The 15,629-nt window shown below is 65.7% G+C and carries 13 protein-coding genes; 10 read left to right on the plus strand and 3 right to left on the minus strand.

The window, feature by feature from the left end; translation table 11 throughout:
• The first annotated feature begins 518 nt into the window (after positions 1-518).
• From C7411_RS14620 to C7411_RS14660, 9 genes are all read left to right on the plus strand, one after another.
• A complete protein-coding gene (locus C7411_RS14620; protein WP_110384991.1) occupies positions 519-2,879 on the plus strand; it encodes a bifunctional salicylyl-CoA 5-hydroxylase/oxidoreductase in 2,361 nt (786 codons plus the stop codon).
• Positions 2,876-3,661, plus strand: coding sequence for an SDR family NAD(P)-dependent oxidoreductase (locus C7411_RS14625; RefSeq protein ID WP_110384992.1), 786 nt, complete (start codon positions 2,876-2,878; stop codon positions 3,659-3,661). Before C7411_RS14620 ends, C7411_RS14625 begins: the two co-directional genes overlap by 4 nt.
• The gene (locus C7411_RS14630; RefSeq protein ID WP_110384993.1) at positions 3,658-4,221 is read left to right on the plus strand and encodes a MarR family winged helix-turn-helix transcriptional regulator; all 564 of its coding nucleotides are present in this window, start codon (positions 3,658-3,660) and stop codon (positions 4,219-4,221) included. Before C7411_RS14625 ends, C7411_RS14630 begins: the two co-directional genes overlap by 4 nt.
• Before the next feature lie 34 nt (positions 4,222-4,255).
• Positions 4,256-5,110 (plus strand): enoyl-CoA hydratase family protein, encoded by an 855-nt coding sequence (locus C7411_RS14635; RefSeq protein WP_110384994.1) that lies wholly within the window; start codon positions 4,256-4,258, stop codon positions 5,108-5,110.
• Position 5,111: 1 nt separating this feature from the next.
• Positions 5,112-6,299 (plus strand): acyl-CoA dehydrogenase family protein, encoded by a 1,188-nt coding sequence (locus C7411_RS14640; RefSeq protein ID WP_243413161.1) that lies wholly within the window; start codon positions 5,112-5,114, stop codon positions 6,297-6,299.
• 41 nt (positions 6,300-6,340) lie between these two features.
• Positions 6,341-6,757, plus strand: coding sequence for a RidA family protein (locus C7411_RS14645; protein ID WP_110384996.1), 417 nt, complete (start codon positions 6,341-6,343; stop codon positions 6,755-6,757).
• A gap of 60 nt (positions 6,758-6,817) precedes the next feature.
• Entirely contained in the window at positions 6,818-8,455 is a 1,638-nt protein-coding gene (locus C7411_RS14650) for an AMP-binding protein (RefSeq protein WP_110384997.1), read from the plus strand.
• A 206-nt stretch (positions 8,456-8,661) separates the two neighbouring features.
• Positions 8,662-8,949 carry a helix-turn-helix domain-containing protein gene (locus C7411_RS14655; RefSeq protein ID WP_243413162.1) on the plus strand — a complete coding sequence of 96 codons (288 nt, stop codon included), beginning with the start codon at positions 8,662-8,664 and terminating at the stop codon, positions 8,947-8,949.
• Entirely contained in the window at positions 8,946-10,181 is a 1,236-nt protein-coding gene (locus C7411_RS14660; protein ID WP_110384998.1) for a type II toxin-antitoxin system HipA family toxin, read from the plus strand. Before C7411_RS14655 ends, C7411_RS14660 begins: the two co-directional genes overlap by 4 nt.
• A 42-nt stretch (positions 10,182-10,223) precedes the next feature.
• Here C7411_RS14660 and C7411_RS14665 read toward each other — a convergent pair whose 3' ends face one another.
• Positions 10,224-12,914, minus strand: coding sequence for an ATP-dependent Clp protease ATP-binding subunit (locus tag C7411_RS14665; RefSeq protein ID WP_110384999.1), 2,691 nt, complete (start codon positions 12,912-12,914; stop codon positions 10,224-10,226).
• A 200-nt stretch (positions 12,915-13,114) separates the two neighbouring features.
• Positions 13,115-14,197, minus strand: a complete 1,083-nt coding sequence (gene ydiK, locus C7411_RS14670) for an AI-2E family transporter YdiK (RefSeq protein ID WP_042260553.1) — start codon at positions 14,195-14,197, stop codon at positions 13,115-13,117.
• A gap of 174 nt (positions 14,198-14,371) precedes the next feature.
• On the opposite strand from ydiK, the gene surE reads away from it, so the two are divergent.
• Positions 14,372-15,160 (plus strand): 5'/3'-nucleotidase SurE, encoded by a 789-nt coding sequence (surE, locus tag C7411_RS14675; protein ID WP_110385000.1) that lies wholly within the window; start codon positions 14,372-14,374, stop codon positions 15,158-15,160.
• A gap of 23 nt (positions 15,161-15,183) precedes the next feature.
• On the opposite strand, the gene C7411_RS14680 is transcribed toward surE, so the two are convergent.
• Positions 15,184-15,621: an acyl-CoA thioesterase gene (locus C7411_RS14680; protein ID WP_110385001.1), complete on the minus strand. Its 438-nt coding sequence runs from the start codon at positions 15,619-15,621 to the stop codon at positions 15,184-15,186.
• Between the last annotated feature and the right edge of the window lie 8 nt (positions 15,622-15,629).

Consider the following 15,629-nt stretch of genomic DNA (forward strand, 5'->3'; position numbering starts at 1 on the left):
AGCTTTCAAAATCCCGGCTTCTGAAACTACAGTGTGCGTCGTTGCAGCTGGGTCGGTCAATGATCCGGCGCGTTCCTTTAAATTGAAAGCCACAGGCGAACATTCGCGCTCAAATCGAACTGCTCGCATGTCATACCACTTTCGGCGCGGCGTGGAATGATCACTTTGGGAAGATGTACGGTCTGTGCAGTCGTCACGCTTTCCTCGATATGCGCCACCAGCGCAATGGGACAAAGCAAAGTCACGCTCTTCGGCTCACTCGACGCAGGCGTGAGCTACGTCAGTGACTGACCATGATGAGGTCATGTGTCCGCTTCTTTCAATCCTGCGCGCCCTTTCGTTCTGGCATCAGGGCGACCGAACACGCCTTTCAGAATTTCACATGGTGGTGCAAGGGTGACACTTCTTATTTCCAGGATCACCCGCGCCCAGGGTCATCCCTTCCTCTACCGCACATTACTTGACACCTAAAGTAATTCAACCTACATTGCCCTTGCAGACCGAACGAAGGAGCGAGCATGCGCATTGTTTGCATTGGCGGCGGGCCGGCGGGCCTCTATTTCGGCCTCTTGATGAAGCGCCGCCACCCCGGCTACGAAATCACCGTGATCGAACGCAACCGCCCGTACGACACGTTCGGCTGGGGCGTGGTGTTCTCGGACCAGACGCTTGGCAACCTGCGCGCGGCCGACCCCGAGAGTGCCGACGAAATTCTCGACGCCTTCAATCATTGGGACGACATCGAGATTCACTTTCGCGGCAGCGCAATCCGTTCGTCGGGCCATGGCTTCTGCGGCATTGGCCGCAAGCGTCTGCTCAACATCCTGCAGGCGCGCTGCGAAGCGCTCGGCGTGAAGCTCGTGTTCGAATCGCAGATCACCGACGACGACGTGACCCACGCCGACCTCATCATCGCGAGCGACGGCCTGAACAGCGCCACGCGCCAGAAGTACGCCGCCACGTATCAGCCCGATATCGATTTGCGCGATTGCCGCTTTGTGTGGCTCGGCACGTCGAAACTCTTCGACGCATTCACGTTCGCGTTCGAAGAAACCGAATGGGGCTGGTTCCAGGCGCATGCCTACCGCTTCGACGACAACACGTCGACGTTCATCGTCGAAACGCCCGATCACGTGTGGCGCGCAGCCGGCCTCGACACCATGAGCAAGGAAGACAGCATCGCCTTCTGCGAGAAGCTGTTCGCGCGCTATCTCGACGGCCACGCGCTGCGCTCGAATGCGTCGCATCTGCGCGGTTCGTCGCAATGGATCCGCTTCCCTCGCGTGGTCAATCGCGAATGGGTGCACTGGAAAGCGGCGGTGGACGGCAAGCAAACGCCTGTCGTGCTGATGGGCGACGCGGCGCACACCGCGCACTTCTCGATCGGCTCCGGCACGAAGCTCGCGCTCGAAGACGCGATTGAACTCGCCAACAGCATGGAAGCGCATCCCGCCGATCTGCGCGCGGCACTCACGCACTACACGAACGTTCGCAGCGTGGATGTCCTGCGTATTCAGAACGCCGCGCGCAATTCCACTGAATGGTTCGAGCACGTGGACCGCTACGCGAAGTTCGAACCGCAGCAGTTCGCCTATTCGCTGCTCACGCGCTCGCAGCGCATCTCGCACGAAAATCTGCGCGAGCGCGACGCGCGTTATCTGTCCGGCTTCGAAACGTGGCTCGCGCAGCGCGCGGGTGGCGCGGCGCGTGCCGTGCCGCCCATGTTCACGCCTTATACGGTGCGTGGCGTCAAGTTGAAGAATCGCGTGGTCGTCTCGCCGATGGCGCAGTACTCCGCCCATGACGGCGTAGCCGGCGACTATCACCTCATGCATCTGGGCGCGCGCGCGATGGGCGGCGCCGCGCTCGTGATGACCGAAATGACCTGCGTCTCGCCCGAGGCGCGCATCACGCCCGCCTGCCCCGGCATGTATGCGCCCATGCACGTGCAGGCGTGGAAGCGCATCGTCGATTTCGTGCACGCTAACTCGGACGCAAAAATCGGCATGCAGCTCGGCCATTCCGGCGCCAAGGGCTCGACGCGCGTGGCATGGGACGGCATTGACCAGCCGCTCGACGACGGCAACTGGCCGCTCGTCTCCGCTTCGCCGCAGCAATATCTGCGCGGCGTGAGCCAGTGGTCGCACGAAGCGAGCACCGAAGAACTGCGCGATATCGAGGCGCAATTCGTGCAAGCCACGCAAATGGCAAACGAAGCGGGCTTCGACTGGCTCGAATTGCATTGCGCGCACGGGTACCTGCTTTCCAGTTTCCTCTCGCCGCTCACGAACCAGCGCACTGACGAATACGGCGGATCGCTCGAGAATCGTCTGCGTTATCCGCTCGAGGTTTTCAAGGCGATGCGCGCGGTCTGGCCGCAAAGCAAGCCGATTTCGGTGCGCGTCTCGGCACACGACTGGGTGGAAGGCGGCAACACGCCCGACGACGCCATCGAAATCGCACGCGCGTTCAAGGCAGCAGGCGCGGACATGATCGACGTTTCGTCGGGCCAGGTGAGCAAGGAAGAAAAACCCGTCTTCGGCCGCATGTTCCAGACGCCCTTCGCCGACCGCATCCGCAACGAAGCGGGCATCGCGACCATCGCCGTCGGGGCGATTTCCGAAGCGGACCACGTGAACGGCATCATCGCGGCCGGACGCGCCGACCTGTGCGCCGTCGCGCGGCCGCACCTGGCCAACCCTTCGTGGACGCTTACCGAAGCCGCGCGCATCGGCTACCTCGACATCAAGTGGCCGAACCAGTACATCGCGGCCAAAACGCAACTCGAACGCAACATCGAGCGCGAACGCGCCGCCGCAGGCGCCGCGGCCGGCCTTTCGCCGATCGAGCGCGCGCAGCGCGCCGAAGGAACCCTATGAGCATGAACCATGCAATCCTAAGCGAACGTCATGCGGTGGTGACCGGTGGCGGCAGCGGCATCGGCGCGGCGACGGCCGCCGCGCTCCTGCATGCCGGCGCGCGCGTTACGCTGATGGGCCGCGACGCCGCACGGCTCGACGCCCAGCGTGCCGCGCTCGGCGGCGGCGAGCAAGTGGCTTGCGTCTGCGTCGATATCACCGACGAAGACGCCGTGAACGCCGCGTTCGCGCGTGCGGAGCAAACGCTCGGCGCCGTCGATATCCTCGTGAACAACGCGGGCCAGGCCCAGGCCGCGCCGTTCACGCAAACCGACCTCGCGTTGTGGAAGCGCATGCTCGACGTGAATCTCACCGGCGCATTTCTCTGCACGCGCGCGGTGCTGCCGAGCATGCTCGCGCGCAAGGCCGGGCGCATCGTCAATGTCGCGAGCACGGCGGGCCAGGTCGGCTACCCGTATGTCGCCGCCTATTGCGCCTCGAAACATGGCGTGATCGGCATGACGCGCGCGCTCGCGCTCGAAGTGGCCGCGCAGGGCGTGACCGTGAACGCCGTGTGCCCCGGCTACACGGAAACGGAACTGCTGCAGGCGTCGCTCGAACAGATCACGCGCAAGACCTCGCGCAGCGAAGCCGAGGCGCGCAGCCTCCTCGTGCGCCACAACCCGCAGCAGCGCTTCGTCACGCCGGAAGAAGTCGCCAATGCCGTGCTGTGGCTGTGCGCGCCCGGATCGTCAGCGATCACGGGCCAGTCCATATCCGTTTCCGGTGGAGAAGTCACATGACATCGCCCGCATCCACGCGCAAGAACGTCACCGCGAAGGCCGCAACGAAAGCGCCGCGCAAGGGCGTCGAAAAACCGGCGGAGAATGTCGTCGACATGGAAATGAGCACGGGCGCCGACAGCCACATGGGCCTGCGCCTGTGGCTGCGCCTGCTCACCACGACGAACCTCGTGCAAGCCGAGCTGCGCCGCCGCCTGCGCGTCGAGTTCGATACGACGCTGCCGCGCTTCGACCTGATGGCGCAGCTCGAGCGCCATCCTGAAGGTCTGCGCATGACGGAACTCTCGCGCCGCCTGATGGTGACGGGCGGCAACGTCACGGGCATTACCGATCAGCTCGAAAAGGAAGGCCTCGTCGTGCGCGACGTCGCCCCCGACGACCGGCGCGCCTTCGTGGTGCGCCTCACGCCCGAGGGCCGCGCCCTCTTCGACCGCATGGCGGCCGCGCACGAGCAATGGGTCGTGGAACTGTTCGGCGGCCTTTCGCTCGACGAGAAGTCGAAGATGCACGAGCGGCTCGGCAAGCTCAAACAACATCTGCGCAGCGGGCTCGAAGGCTGAAACCACTGAATTGCAAAGTTCCGGGAGACATATCTTGACGACACGTTCCAGCGCCGAGGCGCTCTTCGCGGGCAACCGCGCAACGCTTGCCGGTTATGAGGCGCAACACTTCGGCTGGTCGGTTCAAGGCCGCGTGGCAACCATCACGCTCAACCGCCCCGAACGCAAGAATCCGCTCACGTTCGAATCGTATGCAGAACTACGCGATCTGTTTCGCCAGCTCGCCTGTGCGACGGACGTGAAGGCCGTCGTACTGCACGGCGCAGGAGAAAACTTCTGCTCCGGCGGCGACGTGCACGACATCATCGCGCCGCTCGTCGATCTGCCGATGCCCGAACTGCTGATGTTCACGCGCATGACCGGCGACCTCGTGAAAGCCATGCGCCACTGCCCTCAGCCGATCATTGCCGCCGTGGACGGCGTCTGCGCCGGCGCGGGCGCGATTCTCGCCATGGCGTCCGACATGCGCTACGCCACGGCGCGCAGCAAACTTGCGTTCCTGTTCACGCGCGTGGGGCTCGCGGGCTGCGACATGGGCGCGTGCGCGATCCTGCCACGCATCATCGGTCAGGGGCGCGCGGCCGAGCTGCTCTACACGGGCCGCTCCGCGAGCGGCGATGAAGGCCACGCCTGGGGCTTCTACAACCGCATCTGCGAGCCCGACGTGCTGCTCGCCGATGCACAGAAGCTCGCCGCCGATCTCGCCTGCGGCCCGACCTTTGCGCACGGCATCACCAAGACGATGCTGCATCAGGAATGGACCATGAGCATCGACGAGGCCATCGAGTCCGAAGCGCAGGCGCAGGCGATCTGCATGGCTACGCGCGATTTCGGCCGCGCCTATGAGGCGTTCGCGGCCAAAACGCGTCCGGTTTTCGAAGGAGACTGAATTGAACGCTGCCGTTGAAACCCACCTCCACGACGCACTCGCGTGGCCGTTCTTCGAAGATCGCCATCGCGCGCTCGGCGCGGGAATCGAAGCGTGGGCGCGCGAGCATCTCGCGCACGTGCCGCACGACGATGTCGATGCGACCTGCCGCGCGCTCGTGCGCAAGCTAGGCGTTGCCGGCTGGCTGCGCTACGGCGTGGGCGGCACCGCTTACGGCGGCCATGGCGATACGATCGACACGCGCGCCGTCTGCCTGCTGCGCGAAACGCTCGCGAAGCACTCGGGCCTCGCCGACTTCGCGCTCGCCATGCAGGGGCTCGGCTCCGGCGCCATCTCGCTGGCCGGCAACGAGACGCAAAAGGCGCGCTATCTGCCGCGCGTCGCGCGCGGCGAAGCGATCGCCGCGTTTGCGCTCTCCGAACCGCAAGCGGGCTCCGACGTCGCCGCCATGGCCCTCGCCGCCCGCGCCGAGGGCAACGACTATGTGCTGGACGGCGAAAAGACGTGGATCTCGAACGGCGGCATCGCCGACTTCTACGTGGTGTTCGCCCGCACCGGCGAGGCGCCGGGCTCGCGCGGCATCAGCGCATTCGTGGTCGATGCCGATACCCCCGGCCTCGAAATCGCCGAACGCATCGACGTGATCGCGCCGCATCCGCTCGCGCGTCTGCGCTTCACCGGCTCGCGCGTGAAGCGCAGCCAGATGCTCGGCGCACCGGGCGAAGGCTTCAAGATCGCCATGCGCACGCTCGATATCTTCCGCACCTCGGTCGCCGCGGCTTCGCTCGGCTTCGCGCGCCGCGCGATGGCCGAAGGGCTCGCGCGCGCCGCTTCGCGCAAGATGTTCGGCCAGACGCTCGGCGATTTTCAGCTCACCCAGGCAAAGCTCGCGCAAATGGCGCTCACCATCGACAGCAGCGCCCTGCTCGTCTATCGCGCGGCGTGGCTGCGCGACCAGGGCGAAAGCGTGACGCGCGAAGCCGCCATGGCGAAGTGGCATGCAAGCGAGGGCGCGCAGCAGGTGATCGATGCGGCCGTGCAGCTTTGGGGCGGCATGGGCGTGCAAAGCGGCAACATCGTCGAGTCGCTCTACCGCGAGATTCGCTCGCTGCGCATTTACGAAGGCGCGACCGAGGTGCAGCAGCTCATTGTCGGGCGTGACTTGCTCAAGGCATACACCGCAGCATAAGCGCGTGGCGCGCGACGCCCCACTACGGAACCGGACGAAACATGAAACGAGCCCTTCTTCCTGCAGGCTGGGTCAAGCCGCGCGGTTATGCCAACGGCGTCGCCGCAGCCGGCACGCAGGTCTATATCGCCGGCCAGATCGGCTGGGACGAGAACGCGCGCTTCACGAGCCGCGAATTCGGCGCGCAGGCCGTGCAGGCGCTGCGCAATATCGTCGCCGTACTCGAAACCGCGGGTGGCAGGCCCGAGCACCTCGTGCGCATGACCTGGTACGTCACCGACAAGAAGGAATACCTGGCATCGCTGAAGGAAATTGGTGCCGCGTTCCGCGAGCTGATCGGCGACTACGACATCGCCATGAGCGCGGTGCAGGTGGTGGCGCTCATGGAAGACGACGCAAAAGTGGAAATCGAAGCGACGGCAGTGATTCCCGACGACGCGCGTATCACGCGCCAATAAACCGTTAGACCGCCGCCCACGCAACGGAACGATCAGCTCACACAGACAGCCGGAGACGCCATGCAACCCACCGCCCATGTCGATACGTTCGCGCGCGATCATCTGCCGCCCGAGTCGCAGTGGCCCGACATGCTGCTCGACAATCCCGACGTCGCCTACCCCGCGCGCATGAATTGCGCGGTCGAGTTGCTGGACCGCGCGATCGAGGCTGGGCACGGCGAGCGCCCGGCCATCTGGTCGGACGTCGACGGCAAGCCGCAAGCCACCACATACGCTGAACTGCTCGCGCTCGTCAATCGCAGCGCCCGCGTGCTGGTGGAAGACATGGGGCTGAAGCCGGGAAACCGCGTCCTGTTGCGCGGGCCGAACACGTTGCAAATGGCAGTAGCGTTTCTCGCGTCGCTCAAGGCAGGCCTCGTGGTCATTCCCACCATGCCGCTGCTGCGCGCGAAGGAACTCAAACAGATCGCAGACAAGGCGCAGGTTTGCGCGGCGCTGTGCGACGTGCGGCTCACCGAGGAACTCGCGCGCTGCATGGACCCTGCCGGCGAGTTCTTTTGCGAAGGCATCAAGCAGGTCCGTTACTTTCACGACACGGCGCCGGGCACGCTGGAAGCGCTCGCGGCAGGCAAGCCCGCCGACTTCCCGGCCTGCGACACGGCCAGCGACGACGTCTGCCTCATCGCCTTCACCAGCGGTACGACGGGCACGCCCAAGGGCTGCATGCACTTTCACCGCGACGTGATCGCCATGTGCGACCTGTTCCCGCGTCACGTCCTGCAGCCCGCGGCCGACGACGTATTCTGCGGCACGCCGCCGCTCGCGTTCACGTTCGGGCTGGGCGGGCTGCTGTGTTTTCCGCTGCGCGTCGGGGCGTCGACCGTGCTGATCGAAAAGCTCACGCCTGCGCTGCTGCTGGACACGATCCAGCGTTTCCACGCGACCATCGTCTTCACCGCGCCCACGTTCTATCGGCAGATGGCGGCGCTGGTCGCGCAGTACGACCTGTCCAGCCTGCGCAAGACGGTATCCGCCGGAGAGGCGCTGCCGCAGGCCACACGCGACCTATGGCGCGACGCGACGGGCATCGAGATGATCGACGGCATTGGCGGCACTGAGCTGATTCATATCTTCGTGTCGTCAGCGGGCGCCGACGTGCGCCCCGGCTCGATCGGCCGCGCAGTGCCCGGCTACGTCGTGCAGGCGCTGGACAACGACCTGCAGCCGGTGCCGCCCGGCGTGACGGGCAATCTCGCCGTGCGCGGCCCGACTGGCTGCCGCTATCTCGCCGACGAACGCCAGAGCGTGTTCGTGCGCGGCGGCTGGAACCTGCCTGGCGACGCCGTATCCATCGACGCCGACGGCTATGTGTTCTACCAGGCCCGCTCCGACGACATGATCGTTTCGTCGGGCTACAACATCGCGGGGCCCGAAATCGAGACGGTGCTCATGCAGCACCCCGCCGTGGCCGAGTGCGGCGTAACGGGCGTGCCCGACGAAGTGCGTGGCCAGGTGGTGAAGGCGTTCGTCGTCTTGCGCCCGGGCTTCAGCGCCGGCGACGCCCTGGTCGCTGAATTGCAGAACTTCGTGAAGAACGCCGTGGCGGCGTATAAATATCCGCGTCAGATCGCTTTTATCGACGCACTGCCGCGCACCGAGACCGGCAAGCTCAAGCGCTCGGCGTTGCGGTCGATGTGAAACGCACGAGATGCAGGAATTACTACGTAAACCGGCAAATTTTTGACAATTGCGCATCGCACCAATGGAAACACAGATATGCGCACGATTTTGCGCATATCTGTGTTTCCATCGCCATTTGCGCAAAATTGCACGCATATCCAACCGTAAGCCTTAGCTGACCTGATGCGCGAGATTATGCGCAAATTTCCCGATGACGACCTATAATGCGCACCATGATGCGCAAAAAACCCGCGAACCTTTCCATTTCCAACGTCGAGCGCCTGGCAGATGGCCTGCGCGCGACGCGCCGCGAGCGCAAGCTGACCCAGCAGGCCCTGGCGGAGCAGGCCGGCGTCGCCCGCCGCACCGTCACGAACGCCGAACACGCAGGCAACGTCGGCGTACGCGAACTCTGCCGTCTCGTGAACGCGCTCGGCTATGAGGTCGTGCTTCGCCCCATGGACACCGTCGTCCTCGAGGACCTGAACGACATATTCAGGGACGACGAATGACTGCCGGCGCCTCATTCGACCTCGAGCGGCTTTTGCGCGAAATCCGTAATCTGGAAGTCCATACGCCGCAGGGACCGAGCGGCCTGCTCGCACGCGAAAGCCGCTTCGTCTTCAACTACGGCGACGTGCCGGACATGGCAGCCGTATCGCTCACCATGCCGGTGCGGCGCCAGAGTTATGCGAGCGGCGACCTGATGGGCATCTTCGCGATGAACCGGCCAGAGGGCTACCTGCGCTTCGTCATCGAGGAGCGGCTCGCGCGTTACGGCGCGCCGAGCGACATGTTTCTGCTGTTTCTCGCCGGCACCAATCAAATCGGGCGGCTCACCTATTCCGTACCGGGAGAGCAGGTGCCGCAGAGCGATGGCGAGCGTCTCGACGAATTGCTTTCCTCGCCTTCGGGCCGGCTGTTCGAGCGCCTGATCGACCGCTACGCGCTCGGCTCGGGCATCTCCGGCGTGCAGCCGAAGGCTGTCGTGCCACTCGCCGCCGATACCGCCGCGCGCCCCGCCGAGCACACGGCACTGCCCCTGCGCACGGTGATCGTGAAGGCTGAAGGCGACGACTTCCCCGGCCTCGCGCGCAACGAATACTTCTGCATGTCGGTGGCGAAAGAGGCGGCGCTCGAGGTCCCCGACTTCTGGCTTTCCGAAGACGGTCAGCTCTTCGTCATGTCACGCTTCGACCGCGAGGCGAACGGCACGCCCCTCGGATTCGAGGACATGAGCGTGCTCACCGGCAAGGCGAAATACGAGGGCAGCTACGAGATGATCGCCAAGGCCGTGGACATCTATACGCGTTCGGACCCGGCGCAGAAACGCCGCCTGTTCGAGCGCATCGCCCTCTCATGCCTGCTGCGCGACGGCGATGCCCACATGAAGAACCTGGGAATCCTCTATATCGATCCGACCGGACCGCGCCGGCTCGCTCCGGTGTTCGACGTGGTCTGTACGGACATCTATCCGGACCTCGACGGACGCATGGCGCTCAGCCTCAACCGGAGCAAGACTTTCCCGCTGCCGGCGGAACTCCATGCCTTCGCCCGGCGCCTCGGCCTGCGGCAGGCCGAGAGCGAGGCGATCATGAGCCGCCTGCACGACGCCTATCTCACGGTCGCCGAGCGCTTCGCGCAGGACCGGCGATTCCACGAGGGCAATCTGCTCGCCAGGATCCGGCATGCCGTCGAACGTCCGGGCGTCAAACCCGCCTCGCGCCCGAAGCGGGTGCGCTAGGGCCTGCTCACATTCATAACGGGCTTGCGCCGGCCACCTGCATTAGCTTTCGCCCGCCCCCTGCAGCGCGAATGCCATACGTTTGGCCGCTGCGTCGTAACGGCATACGACTTTGGCGCCCTCTTTCACACCGCCCTTGAGCATTTCCTTCGCCAGTTCGTTCTCCACCGCCTGCTGCATTTTGCGCTTCAACTCGCGCGCGCCGAATTCCGGCCGATACCCCTCCGCCGCGAGGTAATCGATCACGCTGTCGTCGAACGTCAGGTCGATGTCCTGGCTGCGCGCCATCCGCCGGACCTGTTCGAGCTGCAGCCGCACGATCGCGCGCAACTCGTCGCTCGTGAGCGGCTGGAACATGATGATCTCGTCGATGCGATTCAGGAACTCGGGCCGGAAATGCTGGCGCAACTCTCCCATCACGGCGCCCTGCATCGACCCTTCGGCGCTCGAGAGGAAACCGGGCCCCGAGCGCTTTTGCCCCGAGACCACGTCGGAGCCGAGATTGCTCGTCGCGATCACGACCGTATTGCTGAAGTCGACCACGCGCCCCTTGCCGTCGGTGAGCCGGCCGTCGTCGAACACCTGCAGCAGCACGTTGTAGACGTCGGCGTGCGCTTTCTCGATTTCGTCGAGCAGGATCACGCAATAGGGGCGGCGGCGCACCTTCTCGGTCAACTGGCCGCCTTCGTCATAGCCGACGTAACCCGGCGGCGAGCCGATCAGCCGCGACACGGCGTGGCGCTCCATGTACTCGCTCATGTCGATGCGCACAATGGCGTCTTCGTCGCCGAACACCACTTCGGCCAGCGCCTTCGCAAGCTCCGTCTTGCCGACGCCCGTCGGCCCGAGGAACAGGAACACCGCCGTGGGCCGCCGGCCGCGGCGCAGCCCGGCGCGCGAACGGCGCACCGCGTCGCTGACCGCGACGATGGCCTGCTCCTGACCGATCACGCGCTCATGCAGCCGCTTTTCCATTTCGAGCAGTCGCGTGCGCTCCTCGGCGGTCAGTTGCGTGACCGGCACGCCCGTGAGTTTCGAGACGATCTCCGCGACATCTTCGCTCGTCACGTCGGAGGTCACGGTGCCGAGCTGACCTTTCCAGTCGCTGGTGGCCTGCGTGAGCGCCTTTTCCTTGTCGGCAATCGGCTCATCCAGCGTATGGGCGCGCTCGAAATTCTTGCGCGTCGCCGCATAGTCCTGCTCGCGCCGCAACTGCGCCAGCTCCGCTTCGAGTTCGAGGATCGCCGCAGGCCGCGAGGTGGCGGAAAGGTGCACGCGCGCCGCCGCCTGGTCGACCAGATCGATGGCCTTGTCGGGCAGGAAGCGCCCCATCACATAGCGGTCCGACAGTTCGGCCGCCGAGACGAGCGCGTCGTCGCGAATGGTGACGTGGTGATGCACCTCGAGCTTGTCGCGCAAGCCGCGCAGGATGTTGATCGTCTGATCGACGCTCGGCTCGGAGACGAACACGGGCTGAAAGCGCCGCTCGAGCGCCGCGTCTTTCTCGATGTACTTCTGGTACTCGGAGAGCGTCGTGGCGCCGATCAGGTTCAGTTCGCCGCGCGCCATGGCCGGCTTGAAGACATTGGCGATGTCGAGCCCGCCCTCGCCGCCGCCCTGGCCCGCGCCGACGATCATGTGCACTTCGTCGATGAAGAGCACGAGGCTTTCGCGATGCGCCGAGATTTCCTCCATCAAGCCCTTCACGCGTTCTTCGAATTCGCCGCGATACTTCGCGCCCGCAATCAGCCCGTTGACGTTCAGCTCGACGAGCCGCCGCCCGCGCAGCGATTCGGGCACGTCGCCGTTGAGCATGCGTTGCGCGAGGCCTTCGGCGATCGCGGTTTTGCCCACGCCCGGTTCGCCGATCAGCACCGGATTGTTCTTGCGCCGGCGCGCGAGCACTTCCACCACGGTCTCGATCTCGCTCGAACGCCCGATCACGGGGTCGAGCTTGCCTTCGCTCGCGAGCGCGGTGAGGTCGCGGCTGTATTGGTCGAGCTGCGGCGTCGCGCTCGGCCCCGTCGCGGCGGGACGCTCGCGTTTGTCGCCCTGGGCCTCCACGAGCCGCTGCAACACCTTCTGGGGCGTGACACCGTAGCGGCCCAGCAGATGGCCCGCAAAACTCTCCGGCACCTGCGTGAGCCCAAAGAGCAGATGCTCGGGCGCGACGTAGCTGTGACCCAGTTCGCGCGAGACGAGAAACGCGCGGTCGAGCGCGCCCTTCAGGCGCGGCGAGACGCCGATGCGGCCGTCCTCGGGCGCGGGCGCGCCTTCGCGCTTCTGCGCATTGGCGTCGATGAACGCGCGCACGTCGTCGGGCTGAATGCCGAGACGCCTCAGGATCGCCGCGCCGGCGTCGTTGCCCGCGAGTTCGTAAAGCAGATGCTCCGTGTCGACCTCGCGCCGCCCGAACTGCACGGCCCGCTCCGCCGCGCGCTGGAGCAATTCACGCGCCACGTCGCTGAAATAGCGTTCGACGATGGCGCCGTCGCCGGCTTCCATCGCCTGCGGCGCAGGTTCGCCCGCCGGGCCGCCGGCGTCGCCTGCGCCGTCTGCCTGCTGCGAGGCGCGAAACAGCGCCTCCAGCGGGCTCAAGGTGCGCTGATGCCGCGTAAGCTGCGCGTAGTGATAGTCGCAGACATCGAGAAAACGCCGCCTGCCGTCCTGCAACACGGCGACCCGCACCGTCGCGGGGCGCACGCCGCAGATATCGCAGTTGAACTGAGCCATTTCGTCTCCCTGGAAGCGATGCGCGGCGCGCGCGGATGCGCTGCCCGCGCCCGGGAATGGCACGAGGCATGCCCACGCGGGCGCCGCATGAATGCTCTAACAAATGCCGAAGCGAAGTCCAGACGTCATCGTAACGTCGAATCGAACTGCGCGTCGGCAAGAGGGGACGTTTGCTAATCGATGGCGTCGCCTGCGCGCCCTCAAACGTCCTGGCGGGCGGCCGGGCTGGACGCCCCGCGGGCTTGCGCAGCCGGGTCGCGTATCCAGGCGCTCAGCAGGGTGGACGAAACGGCGAGGATCACCGGCCCGATGAAGAGCCCGACGATACCGAAGGCGAACAAGCCGCCGAGCACGCCGGAGAGAATGAGCAGCATCGGCAGATTGACGCCGCGCCGGATCAGCACCGGACGCACGAGATTGTCGAGCATGGCGACCATCACCGACCACACCGCGAGCAGGATGGCCGCGACATGCGCATCATGCACGAACAGCCAGATCACGCCGCCCAGCAGCGGCAGCGTCGGGCCGATCTGCGCGAGACACAGCATGAGCATCACGGCCGTGAGCACGCCTGCGCCCGGCACCCCGGCCACCCACAGGCCGATGCCGCCGAGCGCCGACTGCAGGACCGCCGTCACGACGATGCCGAGCGCCACCGCGCGCACCGAAGCGCCTGCGAGCTTGACGGCCTGCTCGCCGTAAGCGGGAGCCACGCGAATGGCGAAGCGCGTGACGTAGTCGGCGGCCTGCTCGCCGTTGCTGTACAGAATGCCCGTAATGATGACGGTGATGAACATGTGCATGACGAACACGCCCACCGAGGCGGCGTGGCCGATCAACCAGTGGGCCGCGATCGAAACGTACGGTTCGAGCTGCGCGAGCAGACCGCCCGGACCGGCGTCCGAAAACTCCTGCCACTTGCCGGCAATGCGCCCGCCCACCACGGGAATGTCGCTGACCCACTGCGGCGGCGCAGTCAACGCATAGTCGGGCAGCTTGCGGATCAGCTCCATGATCTCGCCGCCGTGCACCGCGAGCGTCGAGATGGCTTCATAGAGCGGCAGCACGATCACGACCAGAAGGATCAGCAGCATGACGAGCGTGGCGAGCCAGCGGCGGTTGCCGCAGCGCCGCTCGATGGCTTTCATGGCCGGCCAGGTCGCGACGACGATGGTCGTGGCCCAGATCAGCCCCGGGAGGAACGGGCGCATGACGTAGAGGCTGCCGATCGTCAGCGCGCAGAGTATGGCAACAACGAACAGGATGCGGGCTAGGTCCGGCATGGCTTGCGGCTTCACGTACTTCTCCTCACGGCTGGGCGCGCCTCACGGCGCCGACGCGCTAGTCTATATCGGATAGGCTACGAATCCCTTTTAAAAGTCCCGCACGGCTGCCGCCCGGAACGCACTCTGGAATAATGGCCCTTTCCCCGACCTCGCCACGAAGAAGAGCCAGCCATGACCGCAACCGATACGAAACTGCCCTGCGTGCTCCTCACCAACGACGACGGCATCGACGCGCCCGGCCTCGCCGTGCTCGAAGCCGTGGCCGCCGAACTCGCGCACGAAGTCTGGGTCGTCGCGCCCGAACACGACCAGAGCGGCACCTCGCACTCGATCAGCCTGCATACGCCGCTGCGCGTCTCCCGGCGCGGCGAGCGGCGCTTCGGCGTGCTCGGCACGCCGGGCGATTGCGTGGTGATGGCGGTGCGCCAGCTCATGGGCGACGTGCGCCCTTCGCTCGTGCTCTCGGGCATCAACCGCGGCGGCAACCTGGGCGTGGAGACGATGTTCTCCGGAACGGTAGGCGCAGCCATGACGGGCCTGTTGCTCGGCCTGCCGTCCATCGCCTTGAGCCAGACCTTCCGTGACCGCGAGCGTGTGCGCTGGGACACGGCACGCGCGCTCGCACCCGACGTGATTCGGCGCCTCGCTGCCGTGGCGCACGATGCGCCCGTCTGCCTGAACGTGAATTTTCCCGATATCGACGCGGGCGCCGCAGGGCCGCTCACGGTCACGCGCCAGGGCGTCGGGCTCGTTCAGGGCATCGACGTCGTGCCGCAGATCGACCCGCGCGGCATGGACTACCATTGGCTGCGCTTCAATCGCGGCCCGCGCGAAAACGGGCCCGACAGCGAAACAGCGGTGGTGAACTCCGGCCGCGTTTCGGTCACACCGCTGCATTTCGAACGTACCGACGAAAAAACGTTCGCTACGTTGCAAGCGGCGCTGGGCGCTGCCGCCTGAACGTGGCCCGATGATTGCGGCGATTATGCGCGCGCGGCGGACGCCATCGCCCGCGCGATCGCCTCGCGGATGTCATCAGGAATGCCAATCGACTTGTGAGTGTCGAGCGAGGTGGTCACGATGGTCTGGCGTGCCGCCATGCGCAACACGCCGTCCACACCCGTGCACGCCCACGCGAGCGTGAGCGACGCCCCGCCCAGGCGCTCGACGTCGAGCGAGAGCCAGACCTCGTCGCCCATCTTGCTGATCGCCTTGAAATCCACTTCGAGCCGCACGGTCGGCATGCCCACGCGGCGAGCGCTTATCACGCCGTGATAGCCCTCCTGCGGCAACAACTCGTCGATCCACGACTCGACGAGATCGTTGAAGAGAACGAAATACTGCGGGTAGAACACGATGCCGGCGGGATCGCACTCCGAGAAGTGAATCTTGTGTTTGCGGCGGTACGTGGGCGTCGCCATGCGTGTGT

This window comes from Paraburkholderia silvatlantica, assembly GCF_003096715.1.
Taxonomy (GTDB): Bacteria; Pseudomonadota; Gammaproteobacteria; order Burkholderiales; family Burkholderiaceae; genus Paraburkholderia; species Paraburkholderia silvatlantica.

What these genes read in the sequence shown, in the direction of transcription:
- C7411_RS14660 (WP_110384998.1), top strand. Translation starts at nt 8,946, where the DNA reads ATGACTGCCGGCGCCTCATTCGACCTCGAGCGGCTTTTGCGCGAAATC.
- C7411_RS14625 (WP_110384992.1), top strand. Translation starts at nt 2,876, where the DNA reads ATGAGCATGAACCATGCAATCCTAAGCGAACGTCATGCGGTGGTGACC.
- C7411_RS14650 (WP_110384997.1), top strand. Translation starts at nt 6,818, where the DNA reads ATGCAACCCACCGCCCATGTCGATACGTTCGCGCGCGATCATCTGCCG.
- C7411_RS14620 (WP_110384991.1), top strand. Translation starts at nt 519, where the DNA reads ATGCGCATTGTTTGCATTGGCGGCGGGCCGGCGGGCCTCTATTTCGGC.
- surE (WP_110385000.1), top strand. Translation starts at nt 14,372, where the DNA reads ATGACCGCAACCGATACGAAACTGCCCTGCGTGCTCCTCACCAACGAC.
- C7411_RS14645 (WP_110384996.1), top strand. Translation starts at nt 6,341, where the DNA reads ATGAAACGAGCCCTTCTTCCTGCAGGCTGGGTCAAGCCGCGCGGTTAT.
- C7411_RS14630 (WP_110384993.1), top strand. Translation starts at nt 3,658, where the DNA reads ATGACATCGCCCGCATCCACGCGCAAGAACGTCACCGCGAAGGCCGCA.
- ydiK (WP_042260553.1), bottom strand. Translation starts at nt 14,197, where the DNA reads ATGCCGGACCTAGCCCGCATCCTGTTCGTTGTTGCCATACTCTGCGCG.
- C7411_RS14655 (WP_243413162.1), top strand. Translation starts at nt 8,662, where the DNA reads ATGCGCACCATGATGCGCAAAAAACCCGCGAACCTTTCCATTTCCAAC.
- C7411_RS14665 (WP_110384999.1), bottom strand. Translation starts at nt 12,914, where the DNA reads ATGGCTCAGTTCAACTGCGATATCTGCGGCGTGCGCCCCGCGACGGTG.
- C7411_RS14680 (WP_110385001.1), bottom strand. Translation starts at nt 15,621, where the DNA reads ATGGCGACGCCCACGTACCGCCGCAAACACAAGATTCACTTCTCGGAG.